This window comes from Streptomyces sp. NPDC046557 (assembly GCF_040645975.1).
GTDB lineage: Bacteria > Actinomycetota > Actinomycetes > Streptomycetales > Streptomycetaceae > Streptomyces.
On the sequence record NZ_JBEYZH010000019.1, the window covers coordinates 65,694 to 88,710 of the forward strand.

21 protein-coding genes and 1 pseudogene are annotated in these 23,017 nt (G+C 72.4%); 19 read left to right on the forward strand and 3 right to left on the reverse strand.

The features are described from left to right. The first annotated feature begins 22 nt into the window (after positions 1 to 22). The 11 genes from ABZ934_RS25665 (at position 23) to ABZ934_RS25715 (ending at position 14,854) form a co-directional block, all read left to right on the forward strand. Entirely contained in the window at positions 23 to 1,351 is a 1,329-nt protein-coding gene (locus ABZ934_RS25665; RefSeq protein WP_361317466.1) for a SidA/IucD/PvdA family monooxygenase, read from the forward strand. Next, positions 1,351 to 2,499, forward strand: coding sequence for an FAD-dependent oxidoreductase (locus ABZ934_RS25670; protein WP_361317469.1), 1,149 nt, complete (start codon positions 1,351 to 1,353; stop codon positions 2,497 to 2,499). The genes ABZ934_RS25665 and ABZ934_RS25670 overlap by 1 nt, the downstream gene beginning before the upstream one ends. Next, complete coding sequence (locus ABZ934_RS25675) at positions 2,496 to 4,784, forward strand: class I tRNA ligase family protein (RefSeq protein WP_361317471.1); 2,289 nt, start codon at positions 2,496 to 2,498, stop codon at positions 4,782 to 4,784. Before ABZ934_RS25670 ends, ABZ934_RS25675 begins: the two co-directional genes overlap by 4 nt. Continuing rightward, complete coding sequence (locus tag ABZ934_RS25680; protein ID WP_361317474.1) at positions 4,781 to 8,119, forward strand: amino acid adenylation domain-containing protein; 3,339 nt, start codon at positions 4,781 to 4,783, stop codon at positions 8,117 to 8,119. Before ABZ934_RS25675 ends, ABZ934_RS25680 begins: the two co-directional genes overlap by 4 nt. Continuing rightward, on the forward strand, positions 8,116 to 9,735 hold the full coding sequence (locus tag ABZ934_RS25685) for an AMP-binding protein (protein WP_361317476.1): 1,620 nt from the start codon (positions 8,116 to 8,118) through the stop codon (positions 9,733 to 9,735). Before ABZ934_RS25680 ends, ABZ934_RS25685 begins: the two co-directional genes overlap by 4 nt. Then, positions 9,728 to 10,006: an acyl carrier protein gene (locus tag ABZ934_RS25690; protein WP_361317479.1), complete on the forward strand. Its 279-nt coding sequence runs from the start codon at positions 9,728 to 9,730 to the stop codon at positions 10,004 to 10,006. Before ABZ934_RS25685 ends, ABZ934_RS25690 begins: the two co-directional genes overlap by 8 nt. Positions 10,007 to 10,009: 3 nt before the next feature. Further along, positions 10,010 to 10,627: a GNAT family N-acetyltransferase gene (locus ABZ934_RS25695; RefSeq protein ID WP_361317482.1), complete on the forward strand. Its 618-nt coding sequence runs from the start codon at positions 10,010 to 10,012 to the stop codon at positions 10,625 to 10,627. Further along, positions 10,624 to 11,646 carry a C45 family peptidase gene (locus ABZ934_RS25700; RefSeq protein WP_361317485.1) on the forward strand — a complete coding sequence of 341 codons (1,023 nt, stop codon included), beginning with the start codon at positions 10,624 to 10,626 and terminating at the stop codon, positions 11,644 to 11,646. The genes ABZ934_RS25695 and ABZ934_RS25700 overlap by 4 nt, the downstream gene beginning before the upstream one ends. Before the next feature lie 21 nt (positions 11,647 to 11,667). Beyond that, positions 11,668 to 12,354, forward strand: a complete 687-nt coding sequence (locus ABZ934_RS25705; protein ID WP_361317488.1) for a 4'-phosphopantetheinyl transferase superfamily protein — start codon at positions 11,668 to 11,670, stop codon at positions 12,352 to 12,354. Between the two features lie 274 nt (positions 12,355 to 12,628). After that, the gene (locus ABZ934_RS25710) at positions 12,629 to 13,297 is read left to right on the forward strand and encodes a TetR/AcrR family transcriptional regulator C-terminal domain-containing protein (RefSeq protein WP_361317490.1); all 669 of its coding nucleotides are present in this window, start codon (positions 12,629 to 12,631) and stop codon (positions 13,295 to 13,297) included. Positions 13,298 to 13,423: 126 nt separating this feature from the next. Beyond that, positions 13,424 to 14,854, forward strand: a complete 1,431-nt coding sequence (locus tag ABZ934_RS25715) for a serine hydrolase domain-containing protein (protein WP_361317493.1) — start codon at positions 13,424 to 13,426, stop codon at positions 14,852 to 14,854. A gap of 31 nt (positions 14,855 to 14,885) precedes the next feature. Here the strand turns inward: ABZ934_RS25715 and ABZ934_RS25720 are convergent. Then, positions 14,886 to 15,107: pseudogene (locus tag ABZ934_RS25720) on the reverse strand (helix-turn-helix domain-containing protein); the annotation flags it as partial. Between the two features lie 394 nt (positions 15,108 to 15,501). On the opposite strand from ABZ934_RS25720, the gene ABZ934_RS25725 reads away from it, so the two are divergent. After that, positions 15,502 to 16,218: a septum formation family protein gene (locus ABZ934_RS25725; protein WP_361317496.1), complete on the forward strand. Its 717-nt coding sequence runs from the start codon at positions 15,502 to 15,504 to the stop codon at positions 16,216 to 16,218. Between the two features lie 140 nt (positions 16,219 to 16,358). Here the strand turns inward: ABZ934_RS25725 and ABZ934_RS25730 are convergent, their stop codons facing one another. Next, entirely contained in the window at positions 16,359 to 17,276 is a 918-nt protein-coding gene (locus ABZ934_RS25730; RefSeq protein WP_361317499.1) for a LysR substrate-binding domain-containing protein, read from the reverse strand. Between the two features lie 71 nt (positions 17,277 to 17,347). On the opposite strand from ABZ934_RS25730, the gene ABZ934_RS25735 reads away from it, so the two are divergent. From ABZ934_RS25735 to ABZ934_RS25765, 7 genes are all read left to right on the forward strand, one after another. Beyond that, positions 17,348 to 18,001: a maleylpyruvate isomerase family mycothiol-dependent enzyme gene (locus ABZ934_RS25735; RefSeq protein WP_361317501.1), complete on the forward strand. Its 654-nt coding sequence runs from the start codon at positions 17,348 to 17,350 to the stop codon at positions 17,999 to 18,001. Beyond that, complete coding sequence (locus ABZ934_RS25740) at positions 17,998 to 18,519, forward strand: DUF1772 domain-containing protein (RefSeq protein WP_361317504.1); 522 nt, start codon at positions 17,998 to 18,000, stop codon at positions 18,517 to 18,519. The genes ABZ934_RS25735 and ABZ934_RS25740 overlap by 4 nt, the downstream gene beginning before the upstream one ends. A gap of 306 nt (positions 18,520 to 18,825) precedes the next feature. Beyond that, the gene (locus tag ABZ934_RS25745; RefSeq protein ID WP_361317507.1) at positions 18,826 to 19,389 is read left to right on the forward strand and encodes a helix-turn-helix domain-containing protein; all 564 of its coding nucleotides are present in this window, start codon (positions 18,826 to 18,828) and stop codon (positions 19,387 to 19,389) included. A 127-nt stretch (positions 19,390 to 19,516) separates the two neighbouring features. Then, on the forward strand, positions 19,517 to 20,209 hold the full coding sequence (locus tag ABZ934_RS25750) for a hypothetical protein (RefSeq protein WP_361317509.1): 693 nt from the start codon (positions 19,517 to 19,519) through the stop codon (positions 20,207 to 20,209). Then, positions 20,206 to 21,375 carry an MAB_1171c family putative transporter gene (locus tag ABZ934_RS25755; protein ID WP_361317511.1) on the forward strand — a complete coding sequence of 390 codons (1,170 nt, stop codon included), beginning with the start codon at positions 20,206 to 20,208 and terminating at the stop codon, positions 21,373 to 21,375. The genes ABZ934_RS25750 and ABZ934_RS25755 overlap by 4 nt, the downstream gene beginning before the upstream one ends. Further along, positions 21,372 to 21,986 (forward strand): hypothetical protein, encoded by a 615-nt coding sequence (locus tag ABZ934_RS25760; RefSeq protein ID WP_361317513.1) that lies wholly within the window; start codon positions 21,372 to 21,374, stop codon positions 21,984 to 21,986. The genes ABZ934_RS25755 and ABZ934_RS25760 overlap by 4 nt, the downstream gene beginning before the upstream one ends. 164 nt (positions 21,987 to 22,150) lie before the next feature. Further along, complete coding sequence (locus tag ABZ934_RS25765; protein WP_361317567.1) at positions 22,151 to 22,615, forward strand: carboxymuconolactone decarboxylase family protein; 465 nt, start codon at positions 22,151 to 22,153, stop codon at positions 22,613 to 22,615. Between the two features lie 70 nt (positions 22,616 to 22,685). Here ABZ934_RS25765 and ABZ934_RS25770 read toward each other — a convergent pair whose 3' ends face one another. Continuing rightward, the gene (locus ABZ934_RS25770) at positions 22,686 to 22,976 is read right to left on the reverse strand and encodes a hypothetical protein (RefSeq protein WP_361317516.1); all 291 of its coding nucleotides are present in this window, start codon (positions 22,974 to 22,976) and stop codon (positions 22,686 to 22,688) included. Positions 22,977 to 23,017 lie beyond the last annotated feature (41 nt).

Sequence of the window (23,017 nt, forward strand, 5' to 3'; positions counted from 1 at the left end):
AATCGAACGAGAGGTTTCGACCATGGGGCACGAGAGCTTCCGGCCCGGTGCCGCGCACTTCCGCTGCGTAGGAGTGGGCGTGGGCCCGGCCAACCTCAGCCTGGCGTCACTGCTGCACCGCCGCACGGACCTCCCCAATCTCTTCCTCGACCGCAAGGAATCCTTCAGCTGGCACGACGGCCAGCAGATACCCGGCACCACCCTCCAGGTCTCCCAGTTCAAGGACCTGGTGAGCCTCGCCGACCCCGCCAGCCCCTTCTCCTTCCTGGCCTACCTCCACGAGAAGGGCCGCGTCTACCACTTCCTCAACGCCCGTTTCGACGACGTGCCCCGGCTGGAGTTCCGCAACTACCTGGCCTGGGCCAGCCGCCGCAACGAGAACATCGCCTTCGGCGAGGACGTCCGGGAAATCGACTTCGACGACCGGCGCGGCGCCTACACCGTCCGGACCGACCGCCGCACCGTCACCGCCGACAACATCGTGGTCGGTGTCGGCAGCCGCCCCTGGGTCCCGCCGCAGGGCGCCGGGCTGCTCGGCCCCACCCAGTTCCACGTCGCCGACTACCTGAACGCCGCCCACGACCTCGGCGGCAAGCGCGTCGTCGTCATCGGCGGCGGCCAGTCCGGCGCGGAGGCGTTCCTCGACCTGATCTCCCGGCCCGGCCGACAACTGCCCCGCCGGGTCTCCTGGATCTCCCGCCGGCAGAACTACTTCCCGATCGACGACTCGCCGTTCACCAACGACTACTACATGCCCAGCCACGCCGACTACTTCTACGGACTGTCCCGCGAGCGCCGCCAATCGCTGAACTCCCGCAACATCCTGACCAGCGACGGCATCTCGGAATCCACCCTGCGCGAGATCTACCAGCGCATCTACGTCCACCGCTTCGTGGAGGGCAACGAGGACCTCGTCGCCCTCCACCCGGGCCGCGAGGTGTTCGACGTGAGCCCCGCCCCCGTCGCCGGCTGGGAAGTCACCGCCCGCCACACCGGCGAATCCGAATCGGCCGAGAAGTTCGACGCCGACGTCGTCGTCTGGGCCACCGGCTACCGGCCCGCCGCCATGGACTTCCTCGCCCCCGTCGCCCACCGCCTGGAGCGCGAGGGCGACGAACTGCGCGTCGACGAGGACTACGCCGTCCGCTGGGACGGGCCCGAGGACCGCCGGATCTTCGTCCAGAACGGGGTGCGCGGCCAGCGGGGCCTCGCCGACCCCAACCTCAGCCTCAACGCCTGGCGCAGCCGGCGCATCGCCGACCGGCTGAGCGGCGTACGCGGCGACGAGCAACTGGCGTCCTTCATCGAGTGGTCCACCAAGTCCGCGCCGCAGGAACGGTGGAGCGCCTGATGAGCGCCTCCGCCCCCGCCTCCGCCCCCGCCTCCGCCCCCGCCTCCGCCTCCGCCCCCGCCGGGGCCACCGCTCCCGCCGGGGACCGCAGCGACGTCGCCGTCGTCGGCGCCGGGATACTCGGTGTCCTCATCGCCCGCGAGATCCTCGCCCGCGACCCGGCCGCCCGCGTCACCGTCCTCGAACGCGACATGATCGGCTCCGGCGCCACCCGCCGCTCCGCCGGTCTGCACTTCCCGCGCGGCGCCACCGAGACCGTGCGCACCCTGGCCGCCGAGAGCCAGGACTTCTACGCCGACCTCCGCACCGCCCGCCCCGACCTGCCCATCCACCCCCTCCCGATGACGGTCCTCGCCCCCGAGGCCGCCGAGGAGCGGCTGCGCGAGGTCTACCTCCCCGAGGCGAAAATGCGCCGGGCCGGGGAACTCCCGCCGGCTGTCACCCCGTTGCCCGAGCACGTCGGAGCCTGGGAGGGCGACGGCTGCCAGTACGCGGACGTCCACGCCCTCACCCAGTCGCTCGCCGCCGAACTGCGGCCCCGGGTCCTCTTCCGCGAGGCCGTCGCCGTCACCGCCCTCGACACCGGCCCGGACGGCGCCCACCTGACCCTGACCGGCGGCGCCACCCTGACCGCCGGGCGCGTGGTGCTCGCGCCCGGGCCGTGGCTCGCCGAACCCGCCTGGCGCGAGCTCGTCGCCCCGCTCGGCGCCCGCGTCAAGAAGATCGTCGCCCTGCACCTCGACATCGCCCCGGGGCCGGGGGACGGGGCGATCGTCTTCCAGGACGAGGACGCCTTCCTGCTGCCCTTCCACCACCGCGGCCACTGGCTGTTCAGCTACACCTGCCGCGAGTGGGACGTCGACCCCGCCGCCGTCGACCCGGCCCTCACCGCCGACCACCTCGCCGCGGCCCGGGCCCTGCTCACCCGCTACGCCCCCGAGTTCGCCGCCCACTGCCGGGCGGGCCGCGTCTTCTGCGACGCGTACGGGCCGGACGGCCGGCCGCTGGTCACCCCGCTCACCGAGGACGGCCGGATCGTCTTCGCGGGCGCCGCCGGCGGCTCCGGCTACCGCCTCGCCCCCGCCCTCGCGGCCCGCACCGCGGACCTCCTCTCCCTGCCCGCCTCACCCCGGAAGGCCACGACATGATCATCGCCAGCTATGACGCCGACGCGCTGGAAGAGGCGTTCGGCATCGACATGAGCGGCGTCGACGGCCTGGGCACCGGAGCCGGCTGGGGCCGCGTCGCGCCCGGCCGCTCCGCCGACCGCCACCAGCACGACGAGACCGAACTGTTCGTCATCGTCTCCGGGCGCGGCGACTTCGTCCTCGACGGCGGTGAGCACCACCCCGCCGAGCCGGGGACCGTCGTCCTCTTCGAACCGTTCGAGACGCACGTCCTGGCCAACACCGGCGACACGGACCTCGTCTTCTTCACCCAGTACTGGCGCGACGGCGACCGGGCCCTGGCCTCCGCCGCGAACCCCGCCCGCAAGAGCTTCGGCGAACGCCCCGTCTTCGTCTTCTCCACCCCGCCCACCCCCAACGGCGACCTGCACCTGGGCCACCTCTCCGGCCCCTACCTGGGCGCCGACGCCTTCACCCGCTTCCAGCGCATGACCGGCGCCGAGGCGTATCACCTCACGGGCAGCGACGACTACCAGAGCTACGTCGTCGGCGCCGCCCGCAAGGACGGCCGCACCCCCGCCGAGACCGCCGCGCACTACAGCGCCGAGATCGCCGAGACCCTGCGGCTGATGGACATCCCGCTCGACCAGTACACGGTCACCGACCAGGACCCCGACTACCGCGAGGGCCTGCGGGACTTCTTCAGCCGCGTCGTGGACTCCGGCCGGATCGCCGTCACCGCCCACGACGCCCTCTACGACGCCGAAAGCGGCCGGTACCTCTACGAAGTCGACGTCAAGGGCGGCTGCCCCGGCTGCGGCGCCACCACCTCCGGCAACATCTGCGAGGAGTGCGGCGAACCCAACACCGTCGCCGACCTCACCGACCCCGTCTCCGCCGACTCCGCCGCGTCGCCCCGCCGCGCCCCCGCCGCCCGCTGGACCCTCCCGCTGCACGCATTCGCCGACGAGGTGCGCGACCACCACCGGCTCGGCCGGGTCCCCGCCCGGCTGCGTGAACTCGCCGACCGGCTCTTCCGCCGCCCCGCCCTCGACATCCCCCTCACCCACCCCTCCACCTGGGGCGTCGAACCGCAGGAGAACATCACCGAGGGTCAGGTCATCTGGGTCTGGCCGGAGATGAGCTACGGCTTCCTGCACGGCATCCAGTCACTGGGCTCCCGCCTCGGCCGCGACTGGCGGGCCGCCGACCCCGGCCGGGACTGGAAGATCGTCCACTTCTTCGGCTACGACAACAGCTTCTACCACGCGGTCCTCTACCCCGTGCTGTACCGGCTGGCCTTCCCCGGCTGGAGCCCGGACATCGACTACCACGTCAACGAGTTCTACCTGCTGGAAGGCAGCAAGTTCTCCACCAGCCGCCGGCACGCCGTCTGGGGCAAGGAGATCCTCACCCCCGACACCGTCGACTCCGTCCGCTACTTCCTCGCCGCCACCCGCCCCGAAGGCCTGCGCACCGACTTCCGGCGCGCCGCCTACGAGGCCACCCTCGACGACACCCTCATCGGCACCTGGCAGCAGTGGCTCAACGACCTCGGCGCCCGCGTCAGCAAGCACCACGGCGGCCACGCCCCCGACGCGGGGAACTGGACCCCCGAACACTCCGCGTTCCTCGCCCGGCTCGGCACCCGCCTCACCGCCGTCACCGGGGCGCTGGGCAACGACGCCTTCTCCCTCCAGCAGGCCGCCGCCGAACTCGACGGCATCGTCCGCGACACCGTCCGCTTCGCCCGCGGCGAAGGCCTCCTCGCCGACACCGAGGCATGGGCGAACGAGAACCGCACCGCCATCGCCCTCGAACTGGCCGCCGCCCGCCTCCTCGCGCACGCCGCCGTCCCCGTCATGCCCCGCTTCGCCGACAAGCTGGCCGCCGCCCTCGGCCTCGAAGCCCCGCGCACGTGGCCCCGTACCGTCGAACTCCTCGCTCCCGGCGCCGCCGTCACCCTCGCCGACGCGGTGTTCTTCCGGCCCGCGACCACCGCCCCCGCCGACCGGGCGGAGAACGCCCTCACCCCGTGGTTGACCGGGATCGTCCGTACCGCCCTGCGCCTGGAGGGGGACGAACCGATCGCCGGACGCACCCTCACCCAGCTCGCCGCCGGCTCCCTCCAGGCCGTCACCGTCCAGTACCAGATCCTCGACGCCCTCGACGTGGACCTCTCCATGGACGAACTCCTGCACGGCGGCACCCTCGACGAACTGGCCGCCGTCATCGCCGAGCGCGCCGACGACGCGGCCGTCACCGCCCTCGTGGCCGCCGCCGACACCGAGGGAGGGACCCGATGAACCACCGCCGCATCCTGCGCGAGATGGCCGAACGCGGCCTGTCCGTCACCCTCGTCGACGGTGATCTGCGCCTCCAGGGCAACCGCGACCGGATGGACCCCGAGTTCATCGCCCGGGTCAAGGACGCCAAACCCGCGCTCGTCGCCCACCTGGCCGAGGAAGCCCGGCTCGGCCCCGGCTTCCCCCTCACCCCCCTCCAGCGCAGCTACTACATCGGCCGGAGCGGCGTCTTCGAGATCGGCGACGTGGCCAGCCACGTCTTCCACGAGATCGAGGGCGTCTGGGACCTCGACCGGCTGCAAACCGCCCTCGACACCGTCATCGGCGCCCACAGCGCACTGCGCTCCCGCTTCCTCGCCGACGACCGCCAGGTCACCGAGTACGGGCACCACCAACGGCTGCCCATCGGCCGCCTCGACCTGCGCGACCGCTCCCCGCGCCGGCAGCAGACCCTGCGCGCCGAACTGCGCGAGGCACGCTCCCACCAGGTGCTGCCCGCCGACCGGGCCCCGCTGCTCAGCGTCGACGTCATCGTCCTCGCCGACGACAAGATGGTGCTCCACGTCGGCCACGACGGTCTCGTCATGGACGGGATCAGCATGTTCCTGTTCTTCCGCGCCTGGTGGCGCGCCTACCAGAGCCCCGCACCCGAAGGCACGGACGCCCCCGAGGAGTTCGCCTACGACGACTACCTCGCCACGTTGGAAGCCGCCCGCGACAAGGCCCCCGCCCGGCGCTCCCGCGCGTACTGGGCGGACCGGCTGGACGACCTCGCCCCCCACCCCGACCTTCCGCTGCGCACCAGTCCCGCCGCCCTGACCCGCTCCCGCTTCACCCAGCGCCGGGTCCGCGTCGAGCGGGAGCGGTGGACGGCCGTCAAGGAGCGGGCCGCCGCCGCCGGACTGACGCCCTCCGCCCTGCTGCTCACCGCGTACGCGGAAGCCCTCGCCACCTGGGGCGCGGGGCAGCGTTTCACCCTCACCACCACCATCGCCCACCGGCCGCCCGTCCACCCCCGCGTCTTCGAGGCCATCGGCCAGTTCTCCGACACCCTCCTGGTCGAGGCGGAAGTCGACCGGTCCCTGCCCTTCGTCGAGCGGGCCCGCGCCCTACAGGCCCGGCTGCACGCCGACATCGACCACCGCCACTTCTCCGGCATCGAGGTCATGCAGGAACTTGCCCGCCGGCGCGGCGGGGTGGCCGGAGCCCGCATGCCGTTCACCTTCAACAGCGCCATCGGACACGTCAGCAGCGAGGTCGACGGCTCGACCCTGGAGCTGTTCGGACCCGAGGTGTACTCGGTCAGCCAGACCCCCCAGGTGTGGTTGAACGCCTTCGCCATGGAGCAGCACGGAGCCGCCGTCATCCAACTCGACGGCCTCGACGAACTCTTCCCCGAAGGGCTGCTCGACGACCTCGCGCACGGCTACGGGACGCTGCTGGACGCCCTCGCCGAAGAGGCGGCCTGGCAGCGCCACAGCTTCGACCTGCTGCCGCCCGCCCAGCGCGCCCGCCGCCGCGCCGCCAACGACACGGCCGTCGCCCTGCCCGACGAGATGCTCGGCGACGCCATCGCCGCGGTCGCCGCCCGCACCCCCGACGCCCCCGCGATCCTCACCACGGACCGCGAGATCGGCTACGGCGAACTGCTGCGCCGGGCCGCCGCCGCCGCGACCTGGCTGCGCGGACACGGCGTGGGCCGCGGCGAACTCGTCGCCCTCGTCATGCGGCGCGGCCCCGAACAGATCATCGGCATCCTCGCCACCGTGCTCGCCGGCGCCGCCTACCTGCCCGTCGACGCCACCCTGCCCACCGCCCGACAGCGGTACATGCTCCGCGACGGCCGGGTGCGGTGCGTCCTGACCGACGGCGGCCCCGTCGAGGCGTGCCCGCCCGGGGAGTTCGCCGTCCTCGACCTCGCCGCCCTGCCGGACGAGCCCGACCGGCCCGCCGAGGTCCCCGCCCGGCTGCCCGGCTCCCACCCCGACGACCTCGCGTACGTCCTCTACACCTCCGGCACCACCGGCGCCCCCAAGGGCGTCATGGTGACCCACCGCAACGTCGCCAACGTCGTCGCCGACTGCCACACCCGCTTCCGGATCGGCCCGCGGGACCGCTTCTTCGCCATCAGCGCCTTCAACTTCGACCTCTCCGTCTGGGACGTCTTCGGCGCCCTGTCGGCCGGCGCGGCCCTCGTCATGCCCGACCGGGACAAGGCCGTCGACCCCGCCCACTGGCTCGACCTGTGCCGGCGGCACCGGATCAGCGTGTGGAACTCCGTCCCCGCCATCGTCGGCCTCATGCACGACCAGGCCGCCGCCGACGGCGACGTACCGCCCGCCCTGCGCCTGGTCATGATGAGCGGCGACCGGCTCCCGCCCGCCCTGCCCGCCGCGCTGCGCACCCTCAAACCCGGCCTGGAGGTGGTCTCCCTCGGCGGCCCCACCGAAACCACCATCTGGAACATCCTGCACCCCGTCCGGGAGGACGAGGACGGCACCGAGTCCATCCCGTACGGCCGCCCCAACGCCAACAACCGCGCCTACGTCCTGGACCGCGACGGCCTGGACGCACCCGACTGGGTCACCGGCGAGATCGTGGCCGCCGGCACCGGCCTGGCCCGCGGCTACTGGGGCGACGACGAACGCACCGCCGAGCGGTTCTACGAGGACCCGGTGCGCGGCGAACGCCTCTACCGCACCGGCGACCTCGGCCGGTACCTGCCGGACGGGGACATCCAGATCCTCGGCCGCTCGGACTTCCAGATCAAGGTCAACGGCTACCGGATCGAGGCGGGCGAGGTCGAGACCCGCCTCGCCGCCCTGGAAGGCGTCGCCCAGGCCGTCGTCGCCACCCGCGGCGGTTCCCTCCTCGCCCACCTGGTCGCCGAGGGCCCGCACCGCCCCGAACTCGCCGAGGTCCGTCGGGCGTTGCGCGCCGACCTGCCCGACTACATGCTGCCGGCGGCCCTGGTCTGGCACGACAGCCTGCCCCTGACCAAGAACGCCAAGGTGGACCGTACGAAGCTCGCGGCGATCGGCGCAGAAGACCCCGGCCCGGCCACGACCGCGACACCGGAGGGCTCCGCGGCCGACTCCGCCCCGACCGGCGACACGGAGAAGCTGCTGGCCGACATCTGGGCCACCGTCCTGCGCCGCACCGACGTCGGCGCCCTGGACACCCTCGTCTCCCTCGGCGGCGACTCCATCGCCGCCGCCCGCATCCTCACCGCGGCCCGCAAGCGCTTCGGAGTCACCCTCACCCTCGACCAGTTCGCCGAGATCGACACCGTCCGCGCCATGGCCGCCGTACTCACCCCACAGGAGGCCCGATGACCGCGCGCACGGCGACCCCGCCCGCGCCGGCCGCCCCCGCCGCCGCGGACGCCGTCGCCGACCGGTCCGCCGCCGGCACCGCCGACGCACGCCCGGACCCCTCACCGCTCAACCGGCTCGTCCGATCCGCCCCGACAGCCGGCGGCCGGCTCCACGCGGCCCGCCTCGACGGAACCCGTTCCGTATCCCTGCCCGAGCTGTACGCGCGCTCCGGCCGCCTCGCCCACCACCTGCGCGGCCTCGGCATCGGGCCGGGCGACCGGATCGGCATCCTCGCCGCCAACAGCGTGGAATGGGTGTTGCTCGACCTGGCGGCGCTTCGCCTGAAGGCACAGACTGCCGGCCTGGAGCCCGGCAAGTTCACGCCGTCCCGGGATCTCATGGACCGCTACGGCATCACCCTCCTGTGCACGGACCGACCGACCGACCTCCCCGGCACCCTGCGGACGGACGACGTCTGGGCCCTGACCGAACCGGGCGCCGGGCCCGACGCACCGCTGCCGCCGGTCACCTGGGGACCGGCGGACGTCACCACCATGAAGTTCACCTCCGGCAGCACCGGCGCCCCCAAGGGCCTCGGCGCCACCGCCGGCAGCATCGAAAGCTCCCTGGACGCCGTCCAGGAGATCTTCGAACACACCCCGGACGACCACCTCTTCGTCTTCCTGCCGCTCTCCCTGCTCCAGCAGCGCTACTGGGTCTACTCGGCCCTGCTGCACGGCCACGACATCACCCTCACCACCTACGAGGCCGCCTTCGCCACCCTGCGCCGGACGCGCCCCACCGTGGTCATGGGCGTCCCCGCCTTCTACGAGACGGCCCGCCGGCGGATCGAGGCCAAGGGCAGGCGCCCAGGCGCGGGCACCACCCGGCAGGTGGCCGAAGCCCTGTTCGGCGACCGGATCCGGTACCTGTGGACCGGCTCCGCACCCGCCGCGCCCGCGACGGTCCGCTTCTTCACCGAGGAGGCCGGGCTGCCCCTCTTCGAGGGCTACGGCCTCAACGAGACCTGCATCGTCACCAAGAACCACCCCGGCGCCCACCGGGCGGGCAGCGTCGGCCGGGCGGTGCGCGGCAAGGAGGTGCTGATCGGCGAGGACGGGGTGATCGGCGTCCGCAGTACCCACCCCGTCAACGACCACTACGCGTACGCCGCCCCCGGTGATTCCGAGAAGGTGTTCCTGCCCGACGGCACCGTACGCACCGGCGACATCGGCCACCTCGACGAGGACGGCTTCCTGTTCGTCCACGGCCGCGCCGACGACGTCATCGTCCTCGACAACGGCAAGAAGATCGTGGTGCGGCCCGTCGAGGAGCGGATGAAGGCCGACCCGGCGATAGCCGAATGCGTGCTGTTCAGCCCCACCCAGACCGACCTCGTCGCCGTCGTCTCCCCGGCCGCCGTGCCCGTGGACCCCGAGACCGTCACCGCCCGGCTCGCCGCCGCGAACGCCGCCGGCACCCCCGACGAACGGATCAGCCGGGTCATCGTCGCCGAGGAGCCGTTCAGCATCGCCAACGGCCTGCTGACCTCCCAGTACAAACCAAAACGCCCCGCCATCCAGCGCGCGTACGCGCACCAGTTGCTCAGCCAGGAGGCCGGAATCCATGCCTGACACCTTCACCCCCATCGAGTCGGCGGCCCGCGAACAGCTCTCCCTCGTCCTGATCCCGGAGGTCCCCGCCGAGTCCCTCGACCCCGACGCCGACCTGGCCGCCGCCTACGGCCTGACCTCCCTCAACAAGGTGCTCTTCCTCACCGAGCTGTGCGAGGACACCGGCGTCGACCTCTGCCACTTCACCGAACACGACCTCGCCGCCATGCGGACCCTGCGCGACGTGACCAGCGCCCTCGCCCGCCACCACGACGCACCGACCGGAGCCTGAACCATGACGACCACCACCGACTGGGCCGACCGCGCCGCCGCCACCCTGGAGAACGACCGGGTCCGACTGACCCCGGTCTGCGAGGCGGACCGCGAAGGCGTCCGCGCCGTCGCCATGGACCCCGACATCTGGCGCTACTTCGTCTCCGCCGTCGAGACCGACGCCGACTTCGAGACGTTCTTCGGCGCCATGCTCGCCGACCACGCCGCCGGCCGCCGCGCCGTCCACGTCATCACCGACAAGGCGACCGGCCGGATCGCGGGCAGCATGAGCTTCGGCAACATGGCCGAAGCCGACCGGCGCCTGGAGATCGGCTGGTCCTGGCTCGGCCGCGACTTCCGCGGCAAGGGCATCAACCACTGGGCGAAGGCCCTGCTCCTGGAACAGGCCTTCGACGTCCTGGAGGCCGAACGCGTCGAGTTCAAGACCGACGTCCTCAACCTCCAGGCCCGGCGCGGGCTGCGCAACATCGGCGCCACCGAGGAAGGCACCCTGCGCAGCTTCAACTACATGCCCGGAGGCCGGCGCCGCGACGCCGTCTTCTACAGCGTCCTGCGCGCCGAGTGGCCCGAGGTGCGCGCCGCCCTCGCCCGGGGCCCGAAGACGGCCGTCCCCGCATGAGCGTCACCTTCGTCGACGCCCCGGGCACCCCGCGCGAGACGGGCCGTACGCACGGTGCGGCCCTCGCCGCGCCGCTGCGGGCCTTCCTCGACGACGGCGTGGCCCGCCTCGGCCACCTCACCGACGCCCCCCTCTCGCTCGACGGGCTCCGGCCGTCGATCGCCGCCTACCGGTCGGCGGTCGCGGCCGCCCTGCCCGACCTCGCCGAGGAGGTCGCCGGGCTCGCGGAAGGGGCCCGCCTCACCGAGGACGAAGCCTGGCTGCTGCAACTGCGCCGCGAACTCATGGGCTACTCCAAGGTCCGCACCGGCGGGGACTGCACCACCTACGCCCGCACCGGGCCCGTCCCCGTCCTGGCCCAGACCGTGGACCTGAACGGCGACCTCGACACCCACATCACCGTCCTGCGCACCCCGCGCTCCCTGGTCCTCAGCTTCGCCGGACTGCTCGGCTACCTCGGCATCAACCGCGCCGGCCTCGCCGTCGGGCTGAACCTGGTGCTCGGCGGCGCGTGGGGCCCGGGGGTGCCGCCGTACCTGGCGATCCGTCACCTCCTCGACCACGCCGGGAGCGTCGGGGAAGCCCTCAAGCTCCTCGCCGACCTGCCGCTGGCCAGCTCGCGCTCCCTGATGCTGTGCGACCGCGAGCGCGCGGTGTACGTGGAACACCTGGGCGGTGAGCTACGGGTGGGGGAGGGGCCCGAGGCGGTGCACACCAACCACTTCCTGCACCCCGACTTCGCGCCGGCGGACGAGCTGAACGTCTTCGCCCGCAACTCCTCCGTACGCCGGCTGCGCGCGGCGACCGAGGGCTTGGCCGGGCTGGGGGAGAGGGCCTCGGCGGAGGACCACTTCGCGGTGTTGGCACGCCCGCCGATCCGGGTCCCCGGCCGGGGGGACATCCGCGCCGAACGTACCGTCGCGGCGGTGGTGCTCTTCCCGGACTCCGGTGAGCTGCACCTGCGCCCGGGCGACCCCGCGCTCGGCACGAGCCGGCTCTTCACCCTCTCGACCCCGTGAACCGAGGGAAGGACCAGGAGGATGGACGCATGGCTGGTCGACCTCGACCGAGTCGTCCCCACCGACATCAGCGACCCGGCCGGACCCGCGGACGCGTTGGCCGGCCTCACCGAGGACGAACTGCGGCGCGGAGCCGAGTTCGTCCACGCCCGGGCCGCCCACCGCTTCTTCCGCGCCCGGCTCACCGTCCGCAGGCTGCTGGCCGACCGGCTCGGCCTCGACCCGCACGACCTGCGCATCCACTACGACCCGGCGGGCAAGCCGTACCTGCCCGACCGGCCCGGTACGCACATCAGCTGGTCCCGCTCGGACGGCCTGCTGCTCCTGGGCGCGACGGAGACCGGGCCGGTCGGGGTGGACGTGGAACTGGTCCGCCCGGACGCCACCAACATGGACGTGCTGTCCTTCGTCTACCCGGCGGTCCCCGCCACGGCCACGCCCCGCACCTTCTTCCACGCCTGGACGCTGCTCGAAGCCGCGGTCAAGGCCACCGGGCGGGGTCTGGCGCGGGGGGCGAAGGAGGTCGACCTCGACTTCGGCCCAGGCGGCACGGTCGCCCTGCGCGGCATCACCGGCCACGGCCCCCACCGCTGGCACGGCCACACCTCCCTCCACCCGGTCCGCCCGAGCGCCCCCTCGGCGATGACCGCCTTCGTCTCCCACGACCTCCCCCCCTTCCACGTCCGCCCCTGGCCCCCGCGACGCTGACCTCACCGGCGGTCGGTGGCGCGCGGGTGCCCGGTGCCGGCGCAGACCGCTTCCGCTACGTCCGGGTGGCCGTCATCATCGCCGCCTTCACCCTCTTCACCGTCGCCCTCGTCCAGGTGTGAGCGGACCGGAACGACGACCTGCCCAGGCCGGAGGGTCGTCGGTAAGGCACCGTACGTGCAGGCGGGTCGAAGCCGGCCGGAAAGACCAGCGCCCGACCGGGGGCCGGGCTTGCACTTTGTGCAAGGGGTGGCCGCGCGCCTAGGGTGACGGCATGGCGCGCGAGGCACTGACCAAGGAACAGATCATCCGCACCGCGATCGAACTGCTCGACGAAGAGGGCCTGGAAGGCCTGAACATGCGCAGCCTCGGCAAGCGGCTCGGCACCGTGGCGACGGCCGTCTATTGGCACGTCAAGAACAAGGACGACCTCGTCCTGCTGGTCGGTGACCGGGTGTGGGGCGAGATCGAGCTGCCCGACCTCGACGCGGTCGACTGGCGTACGGCCGCCACCACGATGGCCACCAGCCTGCACGCGGTGCTCGGCCGACACCTCTGGCTGGTCCAGGCGTTCGGCTCGTACCTCTTCTACGGTCCCGCGAAGGCCCGTCACGACGACCACTGCCTCGCCGTCTACGAGGCGGCCGGTTTCACGGGCGCCGCCGCCGACCGGGCGGCGGCCGGCGTCTTCACGTACGTCCTCGGCAGTGTCCTCGGCGCCTCCGCGACCGCCACCTTGACGCGCAGGATCAGCCGCGACGGCGGCGACCCCGAGGAGGCGTTCGCGCGGGCGATGGCCAAGGCGACCGAGTCCGTCATGGAGTACCCGCGGCTGCGTGCGCGCCTGGGGACGCCGTCCGCCTCGCACGACGCCGCCGCGCACGACAGTTTCGACTTCGGTCTCCAAGCCCTGCTGAGCGGCTTGGAGGACCGGCTCCGCTGACCGATCCCCTGGCCGCCCGCTCCCTGGCCCCGGTCTCTTGAACTAAGTTCATTCACCCCTTGTGCTCCGCCGACGGCGCCGCCTACGCTTCACTTGTACTTAGTTCAAGAGATCGCAGGGGGAAGCATGTCGCAGGAGCAGCAGGAGCAGCAGGAGCAGCAAGCGAAGCAGGAGCAGTTGTCCGCGTTCGTCGCGGCGACGGCCGAGAAGTTCGGCGTACCCGGCGTATCCGTCGGCATCCTGACGGGCGGTCGGGAGATCTACGCCTCCCACGGCGTGACCCACGTCGACAACCCGCTGCCGGTCGACGAGGAAACCCTCTTCCACGTGGGATCGGTGACCAAGACCTTCACCTCGACCGCGCTGATGCGCCTGGTCGCCGAAGGCAAGGTGGAACTGGACGCCCCGGTGCGCCGTTACGTCCCCGAACTCGAACTCGCCGACGAGCGGAGCGCGGAGGCGGTCACCGTGCTGAACCTGCTCAACCACACCGCCGGTCTCGACTGGAACCTGATCGACACGGACGAGGGCAACGGCTCCCTGGCCGAGTTCGTGGCCAAGATGTCCGAACTGCCGGTGATCGCGCCGCCCGGCGCCCGCGCCTCGTACAGCCAGGCCGGCTACAACCTGGCCGGACGCGTCATCGAGAAGGTGACCGGCCTGCCCTTCGAGAAGGCAGTGGCCGCACTCGTCCTCGAACCGGTCGGGCTGACGCACACCTTCTTCGACATCGACGAGATCATGATCCGGCGGTTCGCCGTCGGCCACAACCGGGACGAGGACGGGACCTTGCGCCCCGCCCGGCCGTGGCGCGCCAACCCCAGCGGCGCCCTCGGCAACAACCCCGGCGGCGGCATCGCCACTTCCGTCGGCGACCTGTTGCGCTGGGCCCGGTTCCACCTCGGCACGGGGGACGGCGTCCTGCCCGCCCGGGCGCTGCACCGCATGCAGGAGCCGACGGTGACGCTGCGCGCGAGCACGCTCGGGGACGCCTTCGGCATCTGCTGGTTCCTGCGCGCCGTGGACGGCGTCGACACGGTCGGACACGGTGGATCGGGCAACGGCCAGTTCGCCGACCTGCTCATCGTCCCCGAGCACGACTTCGCGGTCGTCTCCCTGGCCAACGCCGGCCCCGAGGGCTACCCGTTCAACCAGTCCGTCGTCCGGTGGGCCCTGGAGCACTACCTCGGCGTGGTCGACAAGGACCCGGAACCGGTCCCGTTCGAGGAGGCGCGGGCGCGGGAGGTCGCGGGCCGGTACGAGATCGACGCCATGAACCTCGACATCGCCGTCGACGGCACCCGGCTCACCCTCGCGGCGGAGATCAAGCCGGAGATCCGCGAGGCCTCGGACGCCGACATGCCCCCGGACTACGCTCCGGCCGGGATGGGTTTCCTCCCCGGCGACGGTGACGAGTACGTCGTCACCGAGGGCGGCCTCAAGGGGCAGCGCGGCTACTTCACCCGGGACGCGCACGGCGCGATCATCGGCGTCGACCTCGCCGGCCGCCTCTTCAACCGGACCACCCCCGCGATGCCCGTCCCCTCCGGGAGCTGATCCCGCCTCACCCGTTGCCGTCGCACCCGCCTCACTCCACGGCCGCGAGCCCGTCCCCGAGCGGGCTGCGCCGGTACAGCACCTGCCGTCCCTGCCGGGCCCGGGTGACCAACCCGGCGGCGTGCAGCCCCCGCAGGTGCTGCGACACCGCGCTCGGGGCGACCCGTAGCCGGCGGGCCAGTTCCACCGTGGCCGGCGGTTCCCCCAGCAGCCGCAGCAGCCGCGCCATCGGGGCACCGAGCAGCGGTACGACCTTCTGGCGTCGGCCGCGCCCTCACCGGCCATCTCACCGCGCTGACGCGGCCCCGCAGACCCGGCCCCGGAGCCGGTGCGCCGGCTCCCAGGCGTAAGCAGGAGGCGGCCCGGAAGGTGTCGGGTGTCGCCGATGACGGCTCGTCCAGTCCCCTTCGGCCGCTTCGGATTCGCCTCGCGCACGGCAGCCGTGCCCGGTCGTCGGCCGGTCCGAACGCCATGCGACGATCGGACCCCACTTGGCGGTCGCGGTGTCCCCGCCTGGCTGTCGGTCGGATCCACCCTTTCGAGCAAGGAGCTCCACTCGCATGTCCATACCACCGCAGCCCCCGTCGTATCCGCAGCCGTACCCACCGGCAGGACCGGCAGGACCGGCAGGGCCGTACGGACAGCCGGTGCAGCCCGGACCGTACGGCGGCCCGCAGGGCGGGTGGTACGCACCACCGCCGCCGCAGAAGACCAACACGGCGGCCATCGTGGCGTTCGTCATGTCGATCGTCTGCGCGCTGCCGCTGGTTCCCCTGATCCTGGGCATCGTCGCCCTTTCCCAGATCCGCAGCCGGGGCGAGAAGGGCAAGGGCTTCGCCATCGCGGCCATCGCCATCCACGGCGCGACCATCGCGATCTACGGGATCGTCCTGGCCCTCGGACTCTCAGGGGCACTGGACGACAGCCCGGCCCCGAAGCGCGACACGGGTGGTCAGGTCACCGGCTCCGGCTCCAGCAAGGTCAACGACCTCCGCAAGGGCGACTGCTTCAACACCGACGGCGATCTGGCGCAGTACGAGGACAAGGCCGACAGCCAAGCCGCCTTCTCGGTGCGCGTCGTGCCCTGCGACCAGCCCCACGAGGGTGAGGCGTACGCCGTCTTCGACCTGGAGGACGGCCCCTACCCCGGCAAGGACAAGGTCGCCTCGACGGCCGAGGAGAAGTGCGGCGGCACCGAACTCTCGGACTACGTGGGCAAGGACGCCAAGGTCTCGGAGAAGCTGGAGGTGTACTACTACTTCCCGCAGTCCACCACCTGGATCCTCGGCGACCGCAAGGTCACCTGCTTCATGGGCGAGGCAGGCGGCAAGAGCACCGGCTCCCTCCGCGCCACCGGTTCCTGAACCGCCCGCCGCCACCGGGTGCCGGGTGCCGTGCGGCGGACCAGCGCCCGGGGCGCGAGCCACGTCGTCTCGTAGCCCGCCTCGCCCTTGCCGCCGGACTGTACGGCCGGCCCGTCGGCAGCGCTCCGCGGCGACCCCCCCTAGCGGCTCCCGAGCGCGTCGAAGGCCGTACGGAGCCGGTCCAGCAAGGCGGCGGCCGCAGGGCCGCCCGGTCCGTCCGCCCGCCAGGCGAGGGCGACCCGGGCCCGTAGCCCGGGCCGCGTCACCTCCAGCGTGCGCAGCCCCAACGCGGACGCCTCGTCGGGGGGAAGGGCCGGAACCACCGCCACGCCGAGACCGCGGGCGGCGAGCCGCGCCAGGAACCCGGGGGCGGCCGCCTCGAAGGCGATGCGGGGCCGGAACCCGGCCTGCGCGCAGGCCCGTTCGAGCACGCCACGGATGCCCGTACCGCGCGGCAGGCTGATCAACGGGCGATCGCGGAGTTCCGACAGGGCGACGACCGTGCGCCCCTCGTGCGTGAGGACGGGGTCGCCCGGGGCGACGGCGACGACCAGCGGTTCGTCGATCACGACCTGGAGGGAGATGCCCGGCGGGGGCTCCTCCTGCGCGAGCCCGATCAGCGCGATGTCGAGTTCCCCGCGCCCCAACGCGGCGAGCATGCGCTCCGACGTGTCCTCGGTCAGCGAGATCTCCACCCGGGGGTGGTCCTCGTGGAATCCGGCCAGGAGGGAGGGCAAGTCGACTTCGTGGGCGCCGGCACCCGGCACGAGCCCGATGTCGACACGGCCACGGAGCAACCCGGTGAACTCGTCCACGGTCTGCCGTACCGAGGTGACCGCGGCGAGCGCGGCCCGCGCGTACGGTAGTACGGCCTCGCCCACCTCCGTCAGGGTGACCGATCCGCCGGAGCGGTCCAACAGCGGCTGTCCGAGCTCCCGTTCCAACTGCCGTACCTGTGCGCTCACCCCCGGCTGCGCCAGATGCAAGCGGGCGGCCGCACGGGTGAAGTTGGCTTCCTCCACCACGGTGACGAAGTACCGCAGCTGCCGAATGTCCATAACCGCTCCTTCTCGTCGCGAGAAGAACAGGGTCTTGGACTTATGGCGAGGCTGTCGACACCCTTGATGACATGGGGAACACGACGCACCGGATACCGACGTCCGACATCAGATCCGCCATCGCCGCCGAACGCAGAGAACTGGCCGCCCTGTGGGACGGTCTGTCGGCCGGGGAATGGGACGCGCCGAGCCTGTGCGCGGGCTGGCGGGTACGGGAAGTCGTCGCCCACATGACGCTGGGGTTCCGGTACTCGCTCCCCGCGACGGCGTGGGAACTCGTCAAGGCCCGAGGCAGCCTCCACCGGATGACCGACCGCTGCGCCCGCAAGGACGCGGCCGCCCACTCGACCGGGGAACTCGCCTCGTTCCTGCGGGACAACGCCGACCACCCGTGGCGGCCGCCGGTCGGCGGGTTCAAGGGCGCCCTCGGCCACGACGTCGTCCACGGTCTCGACATCACGGTGGCACTGGGCCTCGACCGCCGCGTCCCCGAAGACCGCCTGCGCATCCTCCTGGAAAGCGTCGACGCCCGGACCCTCACGTTCTTCGGAGCCGACCTGGCCGACGTCGAACTCCGCGCCACCGACCTCGACTGGTCCTTCGGCAGCGGAGCGCCCCTCTCCGGCACCGCGCAGGATCTGCTCCTGCTCGCCTACGGCCGACGGCTCCCGCCGGAACGCCTCCACGGCGCACCACGCGACCGCTTCGTCGCCACGCGGGCATGACGGCGACGGGGCGTCGCCCGAACCTCCGGACCCTCCGACTCCTCAAGGGAGTCGCCCTGCTCGCCACCGGCCTCCTCGCCGGCGCGTTCGGCTACGGCGCGGCCAACCTCGTCCCGACGTTCAACGCGGTACCGCTGGGGATGCGACTGTCCTTCCACGCCGAGTTGATGAAGGCGAACGGCATCACCATGCAGGCGGCGATGGCCGTCTCCGCGCCGGCCTCCCTCGCTCTCGCCGCCCTGACCGGCGGCCGCGACCGGCTGCTCGCGGGCGCGGCGGGTCTGCTGACCCTCGGGTCCTTCCTGATCACCCGGTTCGGCAACGTGCCGATCAACGGTCGGATCAAGGAGTGGGCGCTCACTTCGGCCCCGGCCGATCACGCGGAGATCCTGCGGCGTTGGGAACTCTTCAACGACCTGCGCACGCTCACGGCTCTTGCCGCGTTCGCCCTGCTGATCGTCCTCGCGCTGCGGCAATCGCCGGCCGCCGAGGTGGCCGAGGCAGCCGGCGCGACGTGAGCGGTTCCGGGGACGGGGACGGGGCCGGTCGGGGCCGGGGCGGGAGCCGGCCGCAACGGACACCCCCGTGCCCCATTGCGACCGCCTCGGCCCGATGGCGTTCTCCAGTCAAGTAGATGTCCGCGCTTGAGGACTCGTCTCCAGTTGACTAGATGACCTCGCAGAAACATACGCGGCGGCCGACCGCACCTGTCAAGTCGGTTAGATTGTTGACGGGCCGGCCCCAGCCGGCGTCCAGTCGAGTAGACATGACACACGACACCGCGACAGTGACCGCTGAATCGGTGAGTGCCGAGGAGTGCCGCGATGGGTGAGAACAACAGCGCGGGCGAGCAGGGCCGGGGCCCCATCGCCCACCGGCTCGATCACCTGATCCGCACCCTGCATCCCAAGGACCGCGGCCCCTACACGTACCAGGAGATCGCCGACTCCATCCGCGAGCAGGCGGGGCCCGACGACCCGACCGTCTCCCACGGCACCATCCACAGCCTGCACAAGGGCAAGGTCACCAACCCGAGCGTCGACACCCTGCGCGCCCTCGGCAAGTTCTTCGGCGTGGGAGCCAAATACTTCCTCGACGACGAGGTCGCCGCCCGCACCGACGCCCGCATCAGGGAGCTCCGGGAAGGCGCCGACCGGGCCGAAGCCGGCCGCGAACTCGCCGACGCCCTGGAGGACAAGCAGGTCAAGGCCGTCGCCTTCCGGCTGAGAGGGCTGTCGGCGGCCGCGCTGCGCGGCATCACGTCCATCGTGGACGGCGCCCGCCAGGCCGAGGGCCTGCCCCGCGTCGACCGGTCACCGGACAGGTCACCGGACCGGACACCGGACCGCGTACCCGTCGTGGGCCACGACCGGCCCTCCCGCCCCTAGCCGGCCGCCGCACGTGGGCAACGCGGAGTTCGACCATGTATACGACCGTTGTGACCGGATGTCGCTCAAGTGGCGGACGGCGCACGAAGTCGGCCCGGACGACACCCGGGCCGGAATGGAACGCGATATGAGATGGCGCAGGCGACCGGCCGATCCCTGTGTCGCGATAGCGGACCGGCTGCACATACCGCACCCGTTCGACCTGTCGGCCTTCTGCGCGCACATCGCCGAACAGCGTGGACGCCCCCTGCTCCTCCTGCCCCTCGACGGTCCGCCCCAGCCGGACCTCCCCTGCGGCATCTGGCTCGGACTCGACACCGCCGACCTGGTCTTCTACGACCAGAGCGCCTCCGACCTGCTGCGCGTGCAGATCATCCTGCACGAGATATCCCACATGCTCCTCGGTCACGTCGCCCCGCAGTTCGACGTCCCCCAAGACGCCACCGCCGACGAACTCGCCTCGGCCGCCGCCCACTTCGAACGGCTGCTGGACATGACCGCCCCCGCCGTCGAGGGCCTCGACGAACACAGCATGGTGGCCAACCTCATGCGCACCGAGGCCGAACGCCTCCGGGCCACCGCGGCCGCGCCCCGGCCCGGCGACGACGAACTCGAACTGTCCGGCAGCCGCATCCTGAGCCTCCTCGGCCGCACCAAGTTCGACTCCGACCAGGAGAAGGACGCCGAGACCCTCGCCACCCTCGTCCTCGAACGCATCAGCCGCGACGAGGACCGCTCCACCTCCGACGGCGCCGCCGACGTCATCCACCGCCTGCACGACGCCTTCGCCCACCCCGCCCGCACCCACCGGAACCGATGAGCATCCTCAAGATCACCATCATGGTCATGCTGTGGGCGGTGGCGCTGTGGCGCCTGCCCTCCGCGATCCGCGTCCCCCGCCAGCGCTCCCTGTGGCTGGCCTTCACAGGCCTGGCCCTGGCGACCACCCTCGCCATGCCGCCCATCAGCGGCTTCCTGGACACCTCCACCGGCGTCAACAACATCTCGGTACCGGCCAAACACGCGGTCGGCATCGTCGCCTGCGGCGCCATCCTCGACTTCGTCTTCTCGATGGCCCGCCCCCAACTCGTCCACCGCACCCGCCTGCCGCACCTGACCCTCGCGCTGGCCGTCATGCTCCTCATGGGCGTCCTCTTCGCCCAGGTCGACCAGCCCACCCGCGTCGAGAACTTCTACGAGGCGTACGCCGGCAACCCCGCCGCCACCGCCTACCTGCTCACCTTCACCGCCTACCTGGGCCTGGCCATGGGCCTGTCCACCTGGCTCTTCCTCGCCTACGCCCGCCACGCCGGCGCCCGCTCCCTGCGCAACGGGCTGCGCATCCTCGGCATCGGCACCGCCGTCGGCGTCGTCTACGCCGGCATCCGCATCGCCGCCCTGCTCGCCCGGCTGGTCAGCGACGGGCCGCTCGCCGACGAGGAAACGATCCAGCGCACCGCCGACCTCGTCGAATACCTCGCCATCGGCCTGATCATCATCGGCAACTCCCTTCCCGCCGCGGGCGTTCTCGCCCGCACCGCCGGCGACTGGCGGGCCGGCCGGCGACTGCGGCCCCTGTGGACCTCGCTGACCGAAGCCGTCCCCGACATCACCCTCCCCACCCCCCACCGCCACGGCATCCGCGTGCACCTGCACCGCACGGTCATCGAGATACGCGACGCCAGCCTCAGCCTCATGCCCTACGTCTCCGCCGGCGTCCGCGACCGGGCCGACCGCGCCGCCGAGGAGGCCGGACTGCACGGCGAGGAACGCGAGGCCATGGCCGAAGCGCTGTGGCTGCACGCCGCCCGCGCCGCGAAACTGGCCGGCGCGGCTCCCGTCGCCGACCCCGCCCGCGGCCACGGCTCCGCCCTGGAGGACGTCGACTTCCCCGCAGAGGTCCACCGCCTCCTCCTGATCAGCGCCGCCTACCACTCGCCCACCGCAGCCACCTTCCGCACCGCGCCCGCCCCGGAGTCCCGATGACCCACACCGCACCCGTCGCCCCGCCGCAGGAGGCGGCCGCCGAATCCCGCGCCGCCCGGCTGATCACCGACGGCCTCGAACCGAAGAACTGGATCATCGCCGTCACCCTGCTGACGGGTTGGCACGCCGATCGCCTCGCCGGCGTCGGCTGGGGCCTGCTCGCCGCCCTGTTCTGCGGCGTCGTACCGATCCTGTTCATCAAGTGGGGCGAGCGCCGCGGCCACTGGGGCGATCGCCACGTCCGCCGCCGCCAGGACCGCCTGCTGGTCATCCCCGGCATCATGGCGTCCGTCGCCGCCTGCATCACCCTCATGACCACGCTCGACGCACCCCGCGAGATGATCGCCCTCATCGCCGCGATGCTGGTGACGCTGGTCGCCATCCTGGCCATCACCACGGTCTGGAAGGTCTCGGTCCACACCGCGGTCTCCTCCGGCGCCCTGGCCATGCTCGCCCTCGCCTACGGCCCCTGGGCGCTCGCCGGCTACCCCCTGGTGGCCCTGGTCGGCTGGTCGCGCGTGGAACTCCGCGACCACACCCTCGCCCAGGTCCTCGTCGGCACCGCCCTCGGCGCGGCCACCGCGGCGCCGGTCTTCGCCCTCATCCGCTGAAACCCTCGCGTCCCCTGTCACATCCCGGCACGCCGGTCCGTCAATGTGACGAACCGCCGAACAGGCCGATGCAAGGGAGCGCAGCCATGACGGACACCTCGACCACCGACACCACCGCCACGACCTCGCACACCGGGAACACCCCGCACGCCCCGATCTCGCGGATGCCGAATCCGGGGGAGTTCGTGCCCGAGCTGAGCGACGTCAGCGCGGCGCTGTTCCGGGCCACCGGCAACCGCTCGGTGCCGCGCAAAACGATGAGCCTCGTACACCTGCGGGCCGGGCAGATCGTCGGCAACACCTACCTGACGATCCTGAACACCGCCTTCCTGCGCAAGGCCGGCGAGTCGGAGGAGCGCATCACGGCCGTCTCCTCCTGGCAGGACGCCCCGTACTTCACCGACGCCGAACGCGCCGCGCTCGCCCTGGTGGAGGCCACCCTCCAGCCCGCCCCGCACGGTCGGGAACGCGTCACTGACGAGCTCTACGCCGAGGTGGCGAGGCACTACGACGAGAAGGCGCTGGCCACCCTCACCATCGCGATCGGACAGATCAACTTCTTCATCGCCCTGGCCGTCATCGGCAAGCCCCAGCCGGTCACTTCCCTCGCCGACCAGCAGTGGGACTGACCCGACCGACTGGGCGACGGGCGGCAACGGCCGGCCCCGCCCGTCGGGCGTCCGTTCCGGGACGGAACACCTAGCCCCTGAAGAAGACGACCGAACGCAGCTTCAGGCGGTCCGTGGCGGGCCGACCGTGCGGGCGCAGGGTGAAGGAGTCACCCGTGCAGTCGGGTTCGGTGAACACCGTCGCCCGCTCGCCGGTGTCGTTGTGCGGGGCGAAGGCGGGAGAGGACGAGGACGGGTCGGCCGCCTCCGGGATGGTGACGCAGACATCGCTCGCCGGGTCGTGGAGGGTGGCCGACTGCGGTGCGCCGTTCAGGCCGGTGAACTCATATCCCCCGGCCGCCGGGCGGCCACCTGAGGACACCGGAACGAAAGGTTTTTCCCCCACCCGTTAGGACTACCGAC

Excerpts from the sequence above, each read along its gene's own strand:
- ABZ934_RS25665 (WP_361317466.1), top strand. The coding sequence starts at position 23 with ATGGGGCACGAGAGCTTCCGGCCCGGTGCCGCGCACTTCCGCTGCGTA.
- ABZ934_RS25670 (WP_361317469.1), top strand. The coding sequence starts at position 1,351 with ATGAGCGCCTCCGCCCCCGCCTCCGCCCCCGCCTCCGCCCCCGCCTCC.
- ABZ934_RS25675 (WP_361317471.1), top strand. The coding sequence starts at position 2,496 with ATGATCATCGCCAGCTATGACGCCGACGCGCTGGAAGAGGCGTTCGGC.
- ABZ934_RS25680 (WP_361317474.1), top strand. The coding sequence starts at position 4,781 with ATGAACCACCGCCGCATCCTGCGCGAGATGGCCGAACGCGGCCTGTCC.
- ABZ934_RS25685 (WP_361317476.1), top strand. The coding sequence starts at position 8,116 with ATGACCGCGCGCACGGCGACCCCGCCCGCGCCGGCCGCCCCCGCCGCC.
- ABZ934_RS25690 (WP_361317479.1), top strand. The coding sequence starts at position 9,728 with ATGCCTGACACCTTCACCCCCATCGAGTCGGCGGCCCGCGAACAGCTC.
- ABZ934_RS25695 (WP_361317482.1), top strand. The coding sequence starts at position 10,010 with ATGACGACCACCACCGACTGGGCCGACCGCGCCGCCGCCACCCTGGAG.
- ABZ934_RS25700 (WP_361317485.1), top strand. The coding sequence starts at position 10,624 with ATGAGCGTCACCTTCGTCGACGCCCCGGGCACCCCGCGCGAGACGGGC.
- ABZ934_RS25705 (WP_361317488.1), top strand. The coding sequence starts at position 11,668 with ATGGACGCATGGCTGGTCGACCTCGACCGAGTCGTCCCCACCGACATC.
- ABZ934_RS25710 (WP_361317490.1), top strand. The coding sequence starts at position 12,629 with ATGGCGCGCGAGGCACTGACCAAGGAACAGATCATCCGCACCGCGATC.
- ABZ934_RS25715 (WP_361317493.1), top strand. The coding sequence starts at position 13,424 with ATGTCGCAGGAGCAGCAGGAGCAGCAGGAGCAGCAAGCGAAGCAGGAG.
- ABZ934_RS25730 (WP_361317499.1), bottom strand. The coding sequence starts at position 17,276 with ATGGACATTCGGCAGCTGCGGTACTTCGTCACCGTGGTGGAGGAAGCC.
- ABZ934_RS25735 (WP_361317501.1), top strand. The coding sequence starts at position 17,348 with ATGGGGAACACGACGCACCGGATACCGACGTCCGACATCAGATCCGCC.
- ABZ934_RS25740 (WP_361317504.1), top strand. The coding sequence starts at position 17,998 with ATGACGGCGACGGGGCGTCGCCCGAACCTCCGGACCCTCCGACTCCTC.
- ABZ934_RS25745 (WP_361317507.1), top strand. The coding sequence starts at position 18,826 with ATGGGTGAGAACAACAGCGCGGGCGAGCAGGGCCGGGGCCCCATCGCC.
- ABZ934_RS25750 (WP_361317509.1), top strand. The coding sequence starts at position 19,517 with ATGAGATGGCGCAGGCGACCGGCCGATCCCTGTGTCGCGATAGCGGAC.
- ABZ934_RS25755 (WP_361317511.1), top strand. The coding sequence starts at position 20,206 with ATGAGCATCCTCAAGATCACCATCATGGTCATGCTGTGGGCGGTGGCG.
- ABZ934_RS25760 (WP_361317513.1), top strand. The coding sequence starts at position 21,372 with ATGACCCACACCGCACCCGTCGCCCCGCCGCAGGAGGCGGCCGCCGAA.
- ABZ934_RS25765 (WP_361317567.1), top strand. The coding sequence starts at position 22,151 with ATGCCGAATCCGGGGGAGTTCGTGCCCGAGCTGAGCGACGTCAGCGCG.